At 41.9% G+C, this 19,109-nt stretch carries 14 protein-coding genes; 1 reads left to right on the forward strand and 13 read right to left on the reverse strand.

Features of this window, described 5'->3' with window-relative positions; translation table 11 throughout:
- Positions 1 to 101: 101 nt before the first annotated feature.
- The 13 genes from JMX92_RS12190 to JMX92_RS12250 form a co-directional block, all read right to left on the reverse strand.
- Complete coding sequence (locus tag JMX92_RS12190) at positions 102 to 290, reverse strand: hypothetical protein (RefSeq protein ID WP_201545912.1); 189 nt, start codon at positions 288 to 290, stop codon at positions 102 to 104.
- A 40-nt stretch (positions 291 to 330) separates the two neighbouring features.
- Entirely contained in the window at positions 331 to 1,557 is a 1,227-nt protein-coding gene (locus JMX92_RS13785; RefSeq protein ID WP_201545913.1) for an EpsG family protein, read from the reverse strand.
- Positions 1,558 to 1,643: 86 nt separating this feature from the next.
- Positions 1,644 to 2,915 carry a UDP-N-acetyl-D-mannosamine dehydrogenase gene (gene wecC / locus JMX92_RS12200; protein WP_201545914.1) on the reverse strand — a complete coding sequence of 424 codons (1,272 nt, stop codon included), beginning with the start codon at positions 2,913 to 2,915 and terminating at the stop codon, positions 1,644 to 1,646.
- A 9-nt stretch (positions 2,916 to 2,924) separates the two neighbouring features.
- Complete coding sequence (wecB, locus tag JMX92_RS12205) at positions 2,925 to 4,049, reverse strand: non-hydrolyzing UDP-N-acetylglucosamine 2-epimerase (RefSeq protein ID WP_201545915.1); 1,125 nt, start codon at positions 4,047 to 4,049, stop codon at positions 2,925 to 2,927.
- 57 nt (positions 4,050 to 4,106) lie between these two features.
- Complete coding sequence (locus tag JMX92_RS12210) at positions 4,107 to 6,011, reverse strand: nucleoside-diphosphate sugar epimerase/dehydratase (protein WP_201545928.1); 1,905 nt, start codon at positions 6,009 to 6,011, stop codon at positions 4,107 to 4,109.
- A gap of 141 nt (positions 6,012 to 6,152) precedes the next feature.
- Positions 6,153 to 8,408, reverse strand: coding sequence for a polysaccharide biosynthesis tyrosine autokinase (locus JMX92_RS12215; protein ID WP_201545916.1), 2,256 nt, complete (start codon positions 8,406 to 8,408; stop codon positions 6,153 to 6,155).
- A 98-nt stretch (positions 8,409 to 8,506) separates the two neighbouring features.
- Positions 8,507 to 8,938 carry a low molecular weight protein-tyrosine-phosphatase gene (locus tag JMX92_RS12220; protein WP_201545918.1) on the reverse strand — a complete coding sequence of 144 codons (432 nt, stop codon included), beginning with the start codon at positions 8,936 to 8,938 and terminating at the stop codon, positions 8,507 to 8,509.
- Between the two features lie 72 nt (positions 8,939 to 9,010).
- A complete protein-coding gene (locus JMX92_RS12225; RefSeq protein WP_201545920.1) occupies positions 9,011 to 10,159 on the reverse strand; it encodes a polysaccharide biosynthesis/export family protein in 1,149 nt (382 codons plus the stop codon).
- A gap of 152 nt (positions 10,160 to 10,311) precedes the next feature.
- The gene (locus tag JMX92_RS12230) at positions 10,312 to 11,394 is read right to left on the reverse strand and encodes a glycosyltransferase (protein WP_201545922.1); all 1,083 of its coding nucleotides are present in this window, start codon (positions 11,392 to 11,394) and stop codon (positions 10,312 to 10,314) included.
- A 204-nt stretch (positions 11,395 to 11,598) separates the two neighbouring features.
- The gene (locus tag JMX92_RS12235; RefSeq protein ID WP_201545924.1) at positions 11,599 to 13,827 is read right to left on the reverse strand and encodes an ATP-dependent helicase; all 2,229 of its coding nucleotides are present in this window, start codon (positions 13,825 to 13,827) and stop codon (positions 11,599 to 11,601) included.
- A gap of 109 nt (positions 13,828 to 13,936) precedes the next feature.
- Positions 13,937 to 15,214, reverse strand: a complete 1,278-nt coding sequence (locus JMX92_RS12240; protein ID WP_227675370.1) for an alpha/beta fold hydrolase — start codon at positions 15,212 to 15,214, stop codon at positions 13,937 to 13,939.
- The gene (gene ribBA / locus JMX92_RS12245; protein ID WP_011959545.1) at positions 15,171 to 16,289 is read right to left on the reverse strand and encodes a bifunctional 3,4-dihydroxy-2-butanone-4-phosphate synthase/GTP cyclohydrolase II; all 1,119 of its coding nucleotides are present in this window, start codon (positions 16,287 to 16,289) and stop codon (positions 15,171 to 15,173) included. Before ribBA ends, JMX92_RS12240 begins: the two co-directional genes overlap by 44 nt.
- 202 nt (positions 16,290 to 16,491) lie before the next feature.
- Entirely contained in the window at positions 16,492 to 17,811 is a 1,320-nt protein-coding gene (locus JMX92_RS12250) for a replication-associated recombination protein A (protein WP_201545926.1), read from the reverse strand.
- Between the two features lie 417 nt (positions 17,812 to 18,228).
- Here JMX92_RS12250 and JMX92_RS13790 point away from each other — a divergent pair, with 417 nt between their 5' ends.
- Positions 18,229 to 18,909: a hypothetical protein gene (locus JMX92_RS13790; RefSeq protein ID WP_201545927.1), complete on the forward strand. Its 681-nt coding sequence runs from the start codon at positions 18,229 to 18,231 to the stop codon at positions 18,907 to 18,909.
- Positions 18,910 to 19,109 lie beyond the last annotated feature (200 nt).

Below are 19,109 nucleotides of genomic sequence, written 5' to 3' on the forward strand. Positions count from 1 at the left end.
CTTGTTTGAGTATATTAACAATCTGAGTGTCGGTAAATCTTGATTTTTTCATGTCGAAATCTCCTGCTGGTATTTTAGCAGTTAGTTTCTACTTTTACGTGTTATTGTTTTTCGGGGTGATTACCATTTATAGAATTATAAGCAGAGTAATCATAACTGCCCGTCAATACATATAAAGTTACTTCATAACCTTGTGACGCTAACTCCACTGCTAATTCATGAGTACGGAATGCTCTGGGGCTAGCTTGTGGCTGAGTAGCAAACGATATTATAACTATTCTATCTTTCATAAGAGACTCTATTTTTTATTAATAATAAAATTTTAGCTAACTAAATTATTATATATTTATAAATTAGATAAAAAGGGCTTAACAACAGGTTTATAGGCTCGAATACTGCTATATAGTTAAAAAATTGCAAGTAGATTTGAAGTGAGAATATAAAAGGTAATGCATAAATTACAATTTTATATTTATCGTTCTTAAAAGTTTCTAACCATATATAGGCAATTAATGGGTAAGCTAAGTTTAAATATCTACCTCCTAAAGAAGGTATAGTAGAGAAAGAAAATGAAAAAGTTGCTAACACAAGAAGAAATAAGTACAGGTCCCTAGTTCTGGGGTTGGCCATAATAATCTTCGAGTTTTTGATGAAAAGGTATATTACAATAAATATATACATCTTAATCAAATTATTAAAAAAATTAGGAAGAAAAGATATCAATTCAGCCCGTTCTAAGTTTTCTACACTAGTATAATTATCAATATAAGTTTTAACAACAGAGGGCAGGTAAGCATCTAAAACTGTAGATGAATATTGAATTAGTAAACTACTAAAACCTGCGATAACTGCACTTAGAAAAAATAGTGCTTTCCATAGTGTATGTCTGTTTTTAGTCAAATCAGCAATAAGTATTAAAATTAAAAACAAGAAAAAAGAGCCATGCATAATAGGTAAGAAGAGGACTAAAAGATAGTAGCGCCTATTTTTACTGACATATATTTGCAAAAGACAATAAACTGCTACCCACGCAGTGGTCCAGAATCTAGCACCGTTTATGTTGAAAATTTGATTAATAGTAAATAGGTAAGTAAGTATTAAAGATATTAATCCAAACTTGTAGGATTTCTGGGATGTTAGGAATCTAAGAGACTTTAATGCGAAATAGGAAAAGGGAATAGCAATAACTACAAATAAAACGTGGTAGTTATCGGTAACACGGGAAGTTAGAAAAGACAAGGTATCAAAATAAAAATCTTTCTTATTGGGGTCTAAACCTTCAATATAATCAATGAAGCTAAGCTTAAATTCATATAAGCTCATATAAGAATGTGTATAAAACTCATTCCTATAGTGATACGCGTCGAACCCTTCTGATAAGTTATTATCTAATGTGAAAGATAATGCAAACAATAGGGAAGATATAAATATTATTAGATATGAAGATCTAGTGTTTATTCGTAATAAGGAATAAACACTAGCGAAAAAAGGGAGAATAGGTAGCAATACTAATTTAATCAGTAAATCTATTCTTGTTTCTTTGTTCCAGTTAGACATACTTATATCTTTTTTAGTGAGTTAAGTTAACTCATATTTTTTTATTGAGGTTTATTTGTAGGCTCTCTTATTTGCTTTATCTTATTCTAATAATTCGAAGTTAGCAGACCAATAGTGTCAATTATATATTTATTACTTCGTATTAAATCTGAATTAAACTCTTTGTGATTTACTAATAATAAATGTATATCAGCATTAATAGCTTCCATAGTGTTGGAAAGCATAATCCTTTCTGAGAGATTTTTTGGTAAGACACTTATATTTGGCTCTATAGCAAAAATTTTTAAACCTTGATTCGCTAGTTTTGTAACAATGGATAGAGCGGGGCTTTCTCTTAAATCATCAATATCTGGTTTAAAAGCTAGGCCATAGCAAGCAATGGTAATCTCATTAATTGTTTTTTCTGGGTTTTCTTTTAAAAACTCAATAACTTTCTCATTAACTTTTGCAATTACCCAGTTAGGCTTACCATCATTAATTTCTCGAGCTGCACGAATTAATCTAGATTCATTTGGGCTAGAGGATACGATAAACCAAGGGTCTACGGCGATACAATGACCTCCTACCCCTGGGCCTGGTTGTAGAATATTAACTCTTGGGTGATGGTTAGCTAAAGACACTAATTCCCATACATTAATATTTAACTTATCACAAATTATTGAAAGCTCATTAGCGAATGCAATATTTACATCACGGAATGAGTTTTCAGTAAGCTTACACATTTCTGCAGTGCGTGCATTAGTTATTAAGCATTCACCTTGTACAAAAATATCATATAAGTCACAAGCAGCCTTAGCGCAGCGAGGCGTTATTCCCCCAACAATACGATCATTGCTAATAAGTTCTTGTAAAACTTTACCCGGTAATACGCGCTCTGGACAGTGGGCAATCATGATATCAGATTGCTCACTAGCATCTTGAGGGAAGCTTAAATCAGGACGTGATTTACTTAGCCATTCTGACATTTTTTCAGTAGCACCTACTGGAGAAGTAGACTCTAAGATAACTAAATTTCCTGGTTTTAGATGAGGTGCTAAAGCTTGAGAGGCCGCTTCAATATACTTTAGATCCGGTTCATGATCTTCTTTAAATGGTGTTGGAACAGCGACAATGTATACATCTGCCGGTACAGGAGTATCAGTAGCAGTTAAATTACCTTGTTTGACAACTTCACGTACTATAGCGTCTAAGTCAGGTTCAATAATATGCACTTTTCCTTGGTTAATCATATCAACTGCATATGGGTTGACATCAACACCTGTTACTTTAATACCGTGAGCAGCAAAAGTAGCAGCTGTGGGCAATCCAATGTAACCAAGTCCGATGACACAAATACTATTAAACTTAAAGTGATTCATTTTTATTCTCTAGTGATTTCTTAAGAAGTTTATAATTTGATCGCAAGCAGTCCCATTGCCGTAAGGGTTATGAGCTCTTTGCATCTTATGATAGATATTTGTATCCTCAATAAGTGAGATAATATTATCTTCAATTGTTTGAGGATTGGTGCCAACTAATTTTACTGTACCTGCTTCTACTGCCTCTGGACGCTCGGTAGTATCTCGCATTACTAATACAGGCTTGCCTAGTGAGGGCGCTTCCTCTTGAATGCCTCCTGAATCAGTGAGGATCAGATAGCTTCTATTCATTAAGTAGACAAAAGGTAGATAGTCTTGGGGTTCGATTAACTTAATATTGTCTATGCCTGATAAAAGTTCATTAACGGGCTGTTGAACATTTGGGTTTAGGTGAACAGGATAGACAATTTCCACGTTTGGATACCTTCTAGCAACATTAGCTAAGGCAGAGCAGATATCTCTAAAGCCTTGTCCAAAGTTCTCACGACGATGCCCTGTTACTAAAATCATTCTTTTTGTATTATCTAGCATCTGAAACTTATGTTCAAAGCTTGTGGCCAACTCATTGTCATGCAGTATTTTATCTCTAACAGTCAGCAAAGCATCAATAACAGTGTTGCCTGTGATAACAATAGAGTCTGGGTTGGTATTCTCTTTTATTAAGTTATCAAAAGAATTCTGTGTAGGAGCAAAGTGATAAGTAGTAAGAATACCTGTTAACTTCCTATTAGCCTCTTCTGGCCAAGGTGAGTATATATTGCCTGTACGTAAGCCTGCCTCTACGTGGCCTACTTTAATTTTATGATAATAGGCTGCTAATGATGCCGCAAAGGTAGTGGCAGTATCACCATGTACTAATACTATGTCAGGTGTCCAGCTTTCAAATACGCATTCTAATCCTTTTAATACCCCTGAGGTAATGTCTGCTAAGGTTTGACCCTTCTTCATAAGGTTCAAGTCGAAATCTGGTACTAACTCAAATAGATTAAGAACCTGATCAAGCATTTCTCTATGTTGGCCAGTGACACAAACTTTAGTTTCAAAATCCTTTTCTAAAGCTTTTAATTCTATAGCTAAAGGAGCCATTTTAATCGCTTCAGGCCTAGTCCCAAACACTAACAATACTTTTTTCATGGTAGTTTCCGATGTCTGTTGTTATGGCTAAGTTCAGTTCTTTAGCCAAAGTCATATTTAATTTGGTTTGTAGCCTTCTACATAATGAATAAATTGCTGCTTTAACCAGTCCACATCATGGTATTGAGCTCTAGATGCTAATTCAGATAAAGTGTTTTCAATATCAGTTAACTCAAAGCTGTGCTCACGTGCTTGCATAATTAACGAATGCTGAGTTGCTTCAATATTATCGTCGCCAATGATAAGCTCTTCATAAAGCTTCTCGCCTGGGCGAAGACCACTAAAGACTATCTCGATATCACCAGCAGGGTTATTCTCGTCTTTTACTTCATAGCCACTTAAGTGAATCATACGCCGCGCCAGATCGATAATTTTTACTGGCTTACCCATATCAAGTACGAATACCTCACCACCTTCAGCCATCGCTCCAGCTTGAATGACTAAATTAGCTGCCTCTGGAATGGTCATGAAGTATCGAGTTACCTCCGGGTGAGTCACCGTAATAGGACCACCTTTGGCTATTTGCTTGGTGAATAGCGGCACTACTGAGCCTGATGAGCCCAATACATTGCCAAAGCGTACCATGCTGATTTTCGTCTTAGGGTTAGCATTGCTAAAGCCTTGGCAAACCAATTCGGCCAAGCGTTTCGAAGCACCCATGATATTGGTAGGGCGGACGGCTTTATCGGTCGAAATAAGTACAAAGGTTTCTACATTTGATTCAATAGCCGCTTTCACACAGCGATACGTGCCTTTGGCATTATTGATAACGCCTTCAAACGGATTATACTCTACAATTGGCACATGCTTATAAGCTGCCGCATGATACACGGTATTAATCGCATGCTTGGTAAAAACCATGTTTAATTTTTGTTGGTTGTTCACATTACCCAATAGCGCAATGATCTGTGTAGTAGGATTATCGCTATTTACTGGATTAGCTGCCTGCCAAGCCAATAAGTCTTGGTGAATGGCATACAGAGCGTATTCAGAGAGCTCATACAGTACTAAGCATTTAGGCTTGTTCTTGATAATCTGTCGACACAGCTCACTACCGATTGAGCCACCGGCACCAGTAACCAAAACATTTTTGCCAGTAATGTTTTTCGCCAATAAAATAGGGTCAGGATTAACTGTTTGGCGATCTAGTACATCTAAGATATCGACGCGGCGCATGGTACTGACGGTAACTTTACCTTCAGCGATATCCTGCAGACTAGGCAACTCTTTGATTTTTACAGACAGATTGGTTAAATCGTTGATAATCTCACGACGACGCTGGCGATTGACCGAAGGCATCGCCAAAAACACTTGGGCGATGTTTAGCTTTTCAACCAAACTTTCAATCTGTGTGGCTGGGTATATTTTTTTATTTAAGATATGGCCCCCCGTCAGTCGACCGTCATCATCAATAAAGGCAGCGACTTGATATCGGGGAGAGTCTTGTAAGGCTTCTAATAACGCAGTACCTGATGAGCCAGCACCATAGATAAGCACATTGTCGCGCTCGATAGAGCTTTTATGTAAATCCTGATAGACAGGCTTGCCTTGCAAGCGCAGTAATAAGTCACGTAGAAATAGCCGGCTACCCCATAGCCAGATAAACAGCATAAACAAATACAATAGCGGAACTGAACGCGGGATACTGGTGATAAAGTCGAAAAGGTAGACAACGGTAAAGACAATTAAAATAATGACAAATAGCTTAAGCACGCGGCGCATATCGGTATCGAAGAAGATACGAGTCACACCACGGTAAAACCCAACCACATATAAGCCAAAAATTGGTATCAGTGCATATAAAGCGACCAGTAAAGAATTGGCATTAACATCGAGCACTCCTTGACGCAGTGATAGCGCTAGAAATAGGCAAACAATAGAGATGAGATAATCCCCAACCAATAAAACAGCCTGCTTTATCGGTCGTGGTAAACTTAATAGTGCTTCTGCAATCCTACTCAACTTAGGAGACGAATGAGACGCGCTACTTAGGTAGTTATCAGAATCTTTATTGCTATGATTGCCTTTATGATTGTTTCGCATCGCTATATCACTATGTTGTTTGCCATCAAGCTAATCTATTAAATGTAAAAAAAATTGCAATTAATCTTTTGAATTACCATAAGCGTAACTATAGTGATAATTGTACTTATCGGTGATGCCTTGTACCACATCGTTTAGGATAATACCATCTACGGTGATATTTGACTTATTCATCTGTCTGACAGCGTAGGTTAACTGCCCTTCAATAGAGCTGTTATAGCGGGTTACCATCAGTACTTTATCTGCATACTGAGCAGTGATAATAGCATCAGAGACGGCCAATACAGGCGGGGTATCAATAATAATATAATCATAGATATCCACTAGCTGAGCCATCATATTGCCAAACTTCTCAGTGGATAGCAGGGAAGCAGGGTTATGCGGATGCTTACCACGTGGCATAAAGTCAATAAACTCAAAGCTGGTCGGATGGATAAACTCTGATAAATTTGCACTACTTTCAGTTAAATAATCGCCCAGGCCACTGTTTTGACTGACCGTGAATATCTTATGCAGCTCACCACGGCGCATGTCACCATCTATAATCAATACTTTTTTATTTAGCTGAGAGAAAGTCTCTGCTAAGTTTGAGGAGATAAAAGACTTACCGATATTTGGTGCTTCACCTGAGATGACAATGATTTTACCTTGTTTATGAGCATCGGTAGCATCAGAGCCTAACACAGTTGCCACTTTACTGGCTTTTGGCATCGCAAACATTAAAGAGGTACGCAGGCTTTTAATACCCTCATAGCTGAGCCCGTCATGTTCGACCATCGCTAGCAAGCGACGATTGCTGTCTTTCTTCTTGCTTAAGTTAAATGAGGTCTTAGAGCGTGGGATGGTCGCAATAACCGGAACGCCAGTCTTGGCCTCCAAACGCTCTGGATCTTTAACTGTATTACGTAGTAAGCTTTTCGCTACGACCAATAGCGATCCTAATAAAGTACCTATAATTAATGATAAAGCCCAAATTACCAGCTTTCTTGGTGCAATTGGATTAAAGGTGTTAATCGGTGTATCCACCACACGCACATAGCCGATTTCACCAGCGCGAGCAATCTTAAGTTGCTCATAATTCTTGAGCATAGTCAGATAAATCTCACGGTTTATCTCCATGTCTTGTGACAGCTGCAAGAATTCACGCTGTACTTCCGGCATACGCGTGACAGTATCTTTGATTTCTTGACGTCTGACATTTAATACAGCCAACTGATCATTGATTTGTATGACTAATGGATGATCTTCAGTATAGTAAGTTAATAACTCTGCTTGTTTCAACTGAAGCTCGCTAAGCTGCTGCTCAATTTGAGAGCTTTCAGTGAGCAGCAGTTCTGCTTCTTTGCTCACATCAATCGTACCGTATTGTTCACGGAACTTGTTAAAGGCCTCTTCTGACTGTTCAAGCTTTTGCTTAAGTTGTGGAATCTGTGATTCCATAAACTCAATAGTGGTGGTCGTCTGCTGTGAGCCGCGGGCTAAGTTCTGATCAACGTAAGACTGCACCACATTGGCAAGTACACGGCTGACCTGCTTTTGATCTTCACCTGTCAGCGTTAACTGAACAATACCGGTTTGTTTACCGCGCTCGGTGACCGATAAGCGACTACTTAACGCATCAATAGCAGAAGGCGTTGATAGCTTGGTTAAGCTAATAGGATGACCTGCCGACGGTAGAGCAGCTACTGACACTTTGATCTCACCTTCAGGGGTAGTTATGGTGTTAGAGGTTCCGATATTTCCAGAATACTGAGCCAACTCTTCATTGATCTCAATACTTAGCTCAAAGCCTTTATCCGTTTTTACTAACGTAAATGGCTTATTTAGATAAGCCAAAGGTACCTCAAAGCTAGTGATCTGTGCTTCACCATTTTGAGTGTCTAAAAACACACCTTGCTCAGTACTGATCTGAGTAGGGACCTTCGATTGAGCAATGCGGTCTAACGCGCCTATCTCTGGATTACTAATGCGTAAGTCTAAGTGCAGCTTATCAACCACAGGACCTAACACCATACGTGATTTGATCAGTTCACGCTCAGTTTCTGCCTGGCTTTTGGCTTCGCCGACCAGCTCTGAGATATTTGCGCCTAACGCGGCAACACCTTGAGATTTTTCATCTATTTGTAGTAAGGCGTCGGTTTGATAGGTAGGCTGTACATAGCGGCTATAAGTGAATCCCAGTGCTAACCCTAATAGGGCACAGGTCAAAATAGTCTTCCAGCCACGTAACAAAGTTAGTAACAGTGCAATTAGGTCAATCTCATCATCTTGTTGAGTGGCGTCATTGATAGAAGTGTTTGGCACAGTTTTACTCATAAGGCTTCGCTATTCGTTAATTACTAATTAATCAGGTAAAAGAATCAGGTAGAAAAAGGTTAAATAGTAGGGCAGCCTAGCTATTTAGCATTGTTGTTCTAACCCAGTTTGTCTTGCCACTCATCTATACTGCTTACGATGTCTTGGTAAGCCGTTATAAAGGCACTCATCTCATGTTTATAAGGATCAGCAATATCTTTATCACACCAATGACCCAGTTTAAAGGTTTTACCGCGGCAAAAAGGGAAACGTTCTTCAATCCACTTAGTCTGTCCATCAGACATGGTCAATATTAACTCATATTTTAATGCCAGTGCTTCATCGATTTGCTTAGCAACATGACCGGTAATATCAATATTTTGCTGCTGCATAATTTCGATAGCCGCAGGATCGGCGCCATGACCGACCAAGGCACCCACGCCTGCCGAGTCAATATTTTTGTCAGGAAAACGCTGCTTTAACAACGCTTCTGCCATCGGGCTACGGCAGATATTCCCCACACAGACTACCAATATATTTTCAAAAGCCATGACTGATTCCTAAACCACAAGACAGAGAGTTAACCTCAACAATATATACTATTTATCGTAATATTAAAGCCGTTATAAACCAGATAACTGTCTGATAGCCGTACTCGAGGGCAGTATTGAATTAACAAATCTTGACCAACGGGTTAAACCAGTAGGATCGACATAGACGATATCATTGGGATGCATTTCAAAGCGGTTGGCCAAGGCTAAGTTAGTCACCGTCTGTAAGTTGACATAATAGATATCGGTATATGAGGCATTGCCATGATCACGTACCACGTAGACTTTGGCCGCATTGGCAGTCATTGGGTTTAAGCCTTTAGCTTGTCCAATAACTTGCGATAAGCTAATCCCTTGCTCTGGAATCTCTAATGGCTTGATATCGCCAAACTCGCCCAACACATAGACTTTATTACGATCTAAGCTGTTTATATGAATAGAGTCGCCATCTTGCAGATAGATCTGATTGGCAGAGAGTCCCATGTTTTGCAGATCACGCAGTCCAAGCTCATATCTCGTACCGCGGCGCATTAATACTACGTTATTAGAGTCTCCCTCTGGCGTGGCTCCGCCTGCCATAGAGATGGCGCCATATAAAGAAACTGGCGCATCGGCAATATTGAACTCGCCGGGCTGACGCACTTCACCATCGATAAAGAATTTATTACCGCGATAATTCACAATTTTTACTTGCGGGTCAGGATACTTTAAATAGCGCTGTAATTGACTGCGCAGATTATTGGTAAATTGAGTGACGGTTAGGCCGCTGGCTTTTACTCTACCTACTAAGGGGAACTGAATATAGCCTTGCTGATCCACAGGATAGCCGGATGCATAAGGGTTGGTGGCTGTGGTAATGGCAGTACTGGGAATAGGCGGCGTAATCTCTGGATAACCAATAAGATTGATGCTTAAGATATCACTGGTAGAGATTCTGTAATCTGCTGCACGCGAACTATTTAATAATTCACGTACTCGAGCATTCTTCATGGTCGATTGATTACTACGGCTAGTAGAGTAAGCAGGTGAGGCTGGCAAATTAGCTAGGCTTAAAGGCTGAACGTTAAACTGCATACCATTTTCAGCAATAAAGGCGCCTTGTGGTGGCAGTTCACCGGATTGTAAGCCAGAATTGACGCTGGCACAGCCTGAAGTTAAGCCTATCAACACCGCAAGAGAGGTACTGGCAAACAGTGATTTTGGGCTTTTTAAAACATTCATGTTAACTTCTCTACTGTAAATATTTCTTTATTGAATTTTAAGTGCTAAACTAGTCAAAGGCATGGAGTTTTATTAATTGACAGTGGTCGATAGATATTGTTTAAGTTTATACCTTTAACCCTCTAAAACAAATCAGGGTAAAAAGACCCATTCTATGAGGAGTACAATTTCAAGTAAGCTTTAGCCTTATGATCTAAACTATAGTTATCTACTATATATTGACGAGCTCTAATGCCTGTCCTAATACGCTGCTCATTTGACATATCAAGAGCTGTTTCTAAAGCACTTCCTAAGAGGCTTGGGTTTCGAGTAGGAACAACAAGTCCATTTTGGCCAACTAGATTTTTGATACCACCGCAGTCAGTTGCCACTACCATCCTTTCACAAGCCATAGCTTCTAGAATTACCATTGGTAAACCTTCCCACATAGAAGACATAACATATACGTCGGCAGCTTGGATCAAGTCTTTAACATTAGTTCTTGAGCCTAAAAACTTGATAGTTTCCTTTAATCCAAGCTCATTGCTTAGTTTCATAAGACTAGATTTTAATGGGCCATCACCAACTATAAATACCGTAAAGTCATCTCTATTTTTTTTAAGAATAGAGATAGCTTTTAGTAAATTAGGATAATCCTTAGGAGTATCTAGTCTCCCTACTGCAAGGATTATCTTCTTATTAGAAACTGATAACTCATCTCTAATATTCTTACGGATGGTGGGATTAAAGATAAATTTAGACGTATCCACGCCATTCTCAATAGTTATCATAGATCCTTTGCTGACAACACCCTTTCTAATATAGCTTTCTACAGCAACGTCACTAACGTTAGTATTTATATCTGCTAAACTGTTAGTCAATCTATAACCAATCAGATTCCTTAATCCACCTACTTTAGTACTATGTTCAGTACATATGATTTTTGGAGGGTTTCTCGAGAATTTTAATAGTCTAGATAATATGTTTGCTTTGAATAAATGACTATGAACTACATCGGGTTTAAAGTTATTTACCACGTTTTTTAATTTTAAATAGGCAAGTAATATATCTTTATTTTTATTGGTTTCTAAGGAAATTAATTCTATATTCTGGTTACGAGGCTTGATTAATATGATATCAGATAAATATACTATCTTAACTTCATGATTCATTTCTGAAAGCTTGTCAGCCAGATTTATAACAACACTCTCAGCACCTCCAATACCTAAGCTGTTAATTACTATGAGTATTTTCAACTATATTCTCCAATGAAAAAATCGTGAGTAATAGCCTCGTAATTATGAAATAGTATTAAAGGCCAGTATCAAATTATACTATTAAATTGCACTGAAATATTAACATATTTATTCTACTATAGAATAACAAAACACAAATATACATCAAATTGAACTATGTCTTTTAAAGCTTCATATTTTTTATCAATAAAAACTCACAGCGTTCTACCACCATTCAGGGTCATTCGATTGAGATTCATCAGATTTTCTTATAGATTCTGCAGCATCAACTTGTAGGGTATCTGTGGCCACTTCACTGACAAAGCGTGAGATTTTATCGAAGTAACCGGCAAAGCTTGAGAAATAATCAGGGGCAGTTAAATATAGGTGAGTTTTGGCGCGGCTACAGGCCACATAAAACAGTTTACGCTCCTCTTCTAACGCCTCAAACTCATGCAAAGAGCGGTGATGCGGCATTAGGCCATCGACTAAGGCATTAACAAAGACCACCGGCCATTCAAGACCTTTGGCGCTATGAATGGTAGAAATGGTCACCGCATCGGTCTGTTTGTCCTCAGGGTTAGTCATTACCGCGACCGAGTCATTGGGCGGATCGAGTGCTAAATTCTCCAAGAAGTTATCTAAGCTGCTGTGCTCTTGCGCCAAATTAATCAGCACTCGAAAGTCCTCAGAGCGTTCCCGCCAATTGTCTTCCAAGGTTTTTAAAATAGGCGCGTAAAAGTCAATCAGGGTTTGCAAGATATCGGCGACAGTGGCTTGCTGCTGCGCTTTAATGAGCACATGATACAGCTCGTTAATGGGTGCTTTGTTTTTGGTTAGTTTCGGGTCGAGTAGCGGCTGTAACGAGTCATTACTGTTGGTAATGGCTTGGGTAATCTTAGATGCAGTCACATCACCAACGCCACTGAACAAGGTTAAAATACGGTGCCAAGCAATGGTATCATTGGGGTTGTACAAAATCTTAACCAGCGCCAAGATGTCTTTGATATGACGCTTTTCAATAAATTTAATACCGCCTACCACGATAAAGGGGATATTGCGCTGCATAAACTGCAGTTGAATCTCGTTGGACTGGAATGAGGTGCGGCTTAGTACCGCAAAATCATTAAAATCATACTCTGGCTTAAGCTCGATAATTTTATCAGCAATATAAACCGCTTCTTGCTTATCATTACTGCGCCGGCACAGTGTTGGCTTTTCACCTTCAATCGCTAGGTTAGAAAACAGCTTTTTTTGATAGCCCAAAGTGATGTGTTCAGACAGCGCATTGACATAGTCTAAAATGGCAGGCGTGCTGCGGTAGTTTTGCTCAAGTTTAATCAGCTTGGCGTCGGGATAACCGTCAGCAAACAGGAGAATATTTTCGTAATTGGCACCGCGAAACGCATATATACTTTGGTTGTCATCACCGACCACCATCAGCGACACATTATCAGGCTCACAGAGATAGTCGATTAACTGCTTTTGGGGAATGTTGGTATCTTGATACTCATCTACCATGACATGACGGTAGGTGTCTTGAATCAGCTTGCGAAATTGCAGGTTATTTTTTAGATGATAAACCACCTGGCTGATAATATCGTCAAAATCATATAAATGATTGGCTCGCTTATACTTGTGATACGCCATCGCCAGATCTTCAATCAGCGGAATATGAATGGCAATATCAGGATAGTCATTTTCAATCAAGTCGCGCAGTAAGATATGACGGTTGCGAGAGCTGGAGATTAGATTTTGTAGGGTCTTTTTGCGCGGAAAAGCCTGCTTCATGTTTTTGCGAACAATGCCTTGCTCTTTGCAAATCATATCCAGCGCATCTTCGCTATCACCGGTGTCCAAAATCGTAAACTTAGGGTTGATGCCCAGTAGGCCTGAATAGCGGCGCAGCAGCATATTACAAAAAGAGTGAAAGGTGCCGCTGGTAATGGCATTCAGATCCAGGCCGCTTAACGCGCGATTATCGGCCAAGCTTTCGGCCAACAGGCTTTTGACACGGCCTTTGATTTCGTTGGCTGCTTTTCGAGTAAAGGTCAGCAGCAGAATACTGCTTGGAGACGCACCGTTTTCAATCAAATAACTGGTACGGTAGGTGAGGGTTTTGGTCTTACCAGAGCCGGCGCCAGCAATGACCAATACCTTACCTTCGGTGGTGGTGGCGGCCAGTAGCTGGCTTGGGTTGAGCTCGGCAGCATAATCAACCTCGCTTGATGCCAATACGCCATTGTGTGAAGCTAAGTGCTTATCAGCTATTTTTTGATCAGCTACTTTCTCATCATCTACTGTGTTTGATAAGCGTTTATCCATGGACTCTGGGGTGATTAAATTCGACTCCAGCTTGGCGATAGACTGCTGTAAATGCACCATTTTTTGACGAATGGTGTCATCAAGCGTAGGGTAGCTATAGTGGCGGGTCGAAAATAAAGAGTCGGTCATAGCGTCCAATAGTAAAATATAGTAAATATTAGGGCATCTGCTAAGCCCACTTTTTAAGCCTGACTGCTTTTTAGCCTGATTAAGCCTGACTTCTTTTTAAGCCTGAATTTTAGGCTGAAACCAAAAACTGCTTTAACACACGTGAGAACTGCAGCGGTGCATCCAGCGGAATGGCGTGACCGGAGCCTGCAATCTCAATCACCTGAGCATTGGGCAAGATATTGGCCACCTGGCGTTGCCATTTGGGATCATACAGCTGGGACTGAGCACCAATCAGCATGGTCACCGGAGTCTGGGTAACTGGCAGAGCGTCTCGGTAATCATACGGCAGCTCAAGATACGCCTGCAAACCACGCAGCTTTTGTTGCCAAGTGGGATGCTGATAAACTGCCAGCTTATGATCGGGCAGATAACCACTGGCTTTAATAAATAATTGCGACGCAAGGCGGCCGGCTGACAATAATGAAAACGCAGTTTCCATCTGAGTGATTTGCCGTTTTACCTGATGCGGCAATTGGGTAAATGCTAGGGTCGTTTGCCCATTAGCACTTTGCTGATTCACATAAGGCAATGTCGCTTGCAGTACCGTATTGAATTGTTCAAATACTTCGGCCTGCTTCTCCCCAAACACCCCGCCTTGCCAGTCAGCATGATTGTGCACAATAGGCGATTGATCAATGTTTAAATAACGCTTAACTTTGGATTTGGTTTCAAACGTGGGTTCTGCTTTGGTTTCAAAGTTGCTTTTTGCTTTGGTTTCAAAAGTAGCTTCTGCTTTGGTTTCTACCTCACCTGCTAGTTTATCTTCTGCCTGTGCGCTGTCTGTCTGCGCATGCGGTGCATAGCGATTAAAATGCGCCCACATGACCAAAGCACCCATAGAGATGGCGGCCACATCCACTGACTTCACCTGATGTTTACTGCAAATCTGAGTCAGGATAACATCGACATCATTGGTATACTGCTCGATAAAGTTAAACTCACTGCTGGGCGTGCCAGCCGCTAACCCAAAGCCGCGAAAGTGAGGCAGATAAAAGCAGTATTGGCCAGCCAGCGGCAACACAAAGGGTAAAAACTGACGGGCATCCATGCCAAATGCATGTAGCAAGAGTACAGGTGTGGCGGATGGACTGCCAACGATAGTCACAGGGATTTGGCTGCCATCGTAGCTGACCCAGTGCTGCAGCTGAATTTGATACGGCTGCAGCAACTGATTTGCCACTCCCAAAGGCTTGGTAAGTAGCGTCTTTGAGAGCAAAGGCTTAAGCTTAGATTTAGGCATCTTGGCAGAGGCTGCCGTCCTCGAAGATGGCTTGAAAGCAGATGCCTTGTTTTTGAGCGTATTAAGCATTTGGCGCATCAGGTGAATCAATGCACTCGACCACATTTAAATCAAAGCCTGACAATGCATTAAATTTGAGCGGGGTCGATAATAAGCGCATGTCACGTACGCCTAGGTGACGTAAGATTTGTGCGCCCACGCCGATGCTGCGGTAAGGCTGATTGGATAGCGTAGAGACAGACTGATTGTTGCTGGCAAGCTCAAGCGCTTCGCCCAAATCAACCGGCTGATTGTTGCCAATCCAGACCAGTACGCCGCGCTCAGACTGACTGATTTCTTGTAAAGAGTTTTGGATACTCCAACCACTGCGGCCGGTGGCATCACGTTTGGCAGCAAATAAATCACGTAGCGGATGGAAGCCATGCACACGCACGGTACTCACGCCTTCGCTAGGATTGCCTTTGACAAGGGCTAAGTGAGTCTCTGACGCACCGTATTCTTTAAATTGATATAGGGTAAAGGTGCCAAAGTCGGTTTCAAACGGACGTTTGCTGACTTCATTGACCGTTTGCTCATTGGCAATGCGGTAGTTAATAAGATCGGCAATGGTACCGATTTTTAGATCATGTTCAGCGGCGAATTTTTCTAAATCATCACGGCGGGCCATGGTGCCATCGGGATTGATGATTTCTACGATAACCGCGGCAGGCTCAAGACCGGCTAGGCGTGCCAAGTCACAGCCAGCTTCGGTATGGCCAGCACGGTGCAATACACCGCCTTTTTGCGCCATGATGGGGAAGATATGGCCAGGCTGCACAATGTCTTCAGCCTTGGCTGTGGCAGACACCGCCGCTTGCACGGTACGCGCACGGTCAGCAGCAGAGATACCAGTCGTCACGCCTTCAGCCGCTTCGATAGACACGGTGAAATTAGTGCTGAATTTGGCCTCGTTACGGTCACTCATCAGCGGCAGCTCAAGACGGCGGCAGCGCTCTTCAGTCAAGGTCAAGCACACCAAGCCGCGGGCATGGGTAATCATAAAGTTAATGGCTTCAGGGTTGACATGAGTGGCGGCCATAATCAGGTCGCCTTCATTTTCGCGGTCTTCATCATCCATTAAGATGACCATTTTACCAGCGCGAATGTCTTCAATGATGTCTTTAATATTATCTAGTGCCATGATGTGTTGTCTCTTTTATTGTTCGTTAAATATTGTTCGTTCAGTTAAGGGCTAATTATAGCAACCATTGTACCTGTAACTGAGTCTCAGTGCCATTCACTACAGTCAATCAATGTGATTGAAAAATCTGTGAGCGGCTGATTATCATCAGCGCATACCCTTATTTATTAACGCTTATTCGATTTATTGCTTATTTGGTTTATTAAGGGTTGTTAGAGGGTGCCTGCGTCTGCAACCACTGCATAAACTGTAAACTGTGCTGCTCCCGTTGGTTATCGGCATACTCATAAAAGCGAGTACCCACCAAGTTGTCAGGCAGATATTGCTGCGGCTGATAATGATTGGGATAATCATGCGGATAAAGATAGCCCTCACCATAGCCTTGGCTTTGCATCAGCTTAGTGACCCCATTGCGCAGGTGCATCGGCACAGGTGATTGATCCTGTTGTGCCAATTGCATCGCTTTATTAATTGCCAAATACGTGCTGTTACTCTTAGCGGAGGTGGCCAGATACACCACCACTTGGCCTAAGATAATCCGCGCCTCTGGCATGCCAATGGCTTTTACCGAGCGTAAGGCGGCATCGGCCAGTAGCAAAGCATTGGGGTTGGCATTTCCGATATCTTCACTGGCCAAAATTACCAAACGCCGAGCGATAAACTCCGGCGGCTCGCCAGCTACCAGCATCCGCGCCATCCAGTACAAAGCAGCGTCAGGATCTGAGCCACGCACCGACTTAATCATCGCTGAGATAATGTCGTAATGCTGGTCACCATCTTTGTCATAGCGCTGCAAGGTGGTCTGTGCCACGCTTGATAACAGCGCATCATCAATCACAATCGGCTTCTTGCTGTGGTCAGAGGCCTGTACCGCCATCTCTAATAAGTTAAGCGCCTTGCGGGCATCACCTTGGGCTAAGTTGGCTATTTGTGGCAGCGCTCGCAGATCAATGCTGAGCTGAGATAAAAATTCATCTTGGCTAAGCGCCCGCTGCAACAATTCACCAATCTGGGTGTCATCGAGTGGCTGCAGGCGATATACCTGACAGCGTGACAGCAGCGCATTATTAACGCTAAACGAGGGGTTTTCAGTGGTGGCGCCAATTAGGGTAATGTCGCCTGATTCCACCGCTCCTAGCAGTGCATCTTGCTGCGCCTTGTTAAAGCGGTGAATTTCATCGATAAATACCACGGGCGACGCAAAATCCAGCCCACCTTGACCAGAGCTACTGCCTGCATCGAGTACCTCTCGCAGCTGCTTTACCCCCGTGTTAATCGCTGATAACGGGTAAAACGGGCGACCCACGGCATCGGCCAACAGCATGGCAATGGTGGTCTTACCGATACCCGCTTCCCCGTGCAAGATAAGCGAGGGCAGATGACCGTGCTCGACAAAGCGCTGGATGGGCGCACCCGGCGCTAGAAGATGGGTCTGACCAATGACCTCATCTAGGCGCTTAGGGCGCAGGCGCTGAGCTAGAGGAATATCAGGATAAATAGCAGAGTGAGGGTGAGTGGCCATAATGGGCAGTGATTACCTTGTTTTATAACGTTTTTAACATGCGTAGCAACAGTATTTGTGGCGTCCATAGCATAGGACGATAGCATAAAACAGTCGCCATAAGATGACAGGACAATGCGTGTTAGTATGCCTTGTCGCGTTGTAAACTTCAGTGCAATTAGCGTGAAAGCGTGTCAATCAGTCACGATTACAGCCCAAAATCAGCCTAATTGCAAGCTAAGTCCCACCTAATTGCAAGTGCAAGCTAATTATGGGGAAGTTAAGCCTTGGTAAGCGTTTATTAAAACTGTGGGATTAGCGTGAGATACCCGAAGCGTTCACTTGTAGTTATGGCCGCTTGCACTCATTATTAGAGTGTGGTCATCTTTTTCATATCCATCACCTTAATCTATACCTTAATTTATAAAGAATACGTATATGTTGCCCAAAAATAGGCTATCAAAAATAGCGCCCTTAAAAATAGCGTCAAAAGCCATCACCCCATTAAAAACCTTAGCGCATCGCTCAGTGAGCAGCTTGCTTTTAAGTCAGCTAAAGTCTGTGGCAAGTCAACTAACGCCTATGGCTGAGCAAAAAAGTCGGCCGTTAAATGCTGATGAGATTGCCATGGCGCACTCGGTATTCGGTGCTGACTTTGATGTCTCACAAGTGCGATTAAAAACCGCGTGGTGGGTGCTAAAAACCTATGCGGTAAGCCCCAATGGCAATATTTATTTTAATCCGAAAGACTGGATCGAGGACTTTAGCAAACAGTCTTTGGGTAAAAAAAGCTGGTTGATTCATGAGCTTACCCACGTGTGGCAACTGCAGCAAGGTCTTAAGGTGGTGCGAGGGGCCATGATGAACCGCCGATACGATTACAGACTTGCTGAGGGCAGACCGTTTTTTAGCTATGGTATTGAGCAGCAAGCACGCATGGTGCAGGACTATTTTGTGCGCCGAGAGCAGGGCAAAGATTGCAGCGCATGGCAGGCGTGTATCCCATTTTTGCAAAACCAAGCGCTTGGCAATAGTATGGTGTTGCAAGCGCAGCGCCAGCATCAGACTCAGGCCGATGCTCAAGTAGACAAGCTAAGCACCCAGGAGACCAATACATGAGCTTCATCACATCTGATGTTGTCAAGCCGTCCAATAACAAATCACAGCCCTTGACTTCCTCCCCTCGCTAAACCATAGGTATCTACACAAATTTACTAGCCGCATCAGCGAATTGACGTAGTTTGTCAGGGGAATAATGATTTACCAGTTCGTTAAAATTAAGCCACTGGAACAATCCTGCCATCACAGCAGGTGCGGTT

The organism is Psychrobacter sp. H7-1 (assembly GCF_904846585.1).
GTDB classification, from domain to species: domain Bacteria; phylum Pseudomonadota; class Gammaproteobacteria; order Pseudomonadales; family Moraxellaceae; genus Psychrobacter; species Psychrobacter raelei.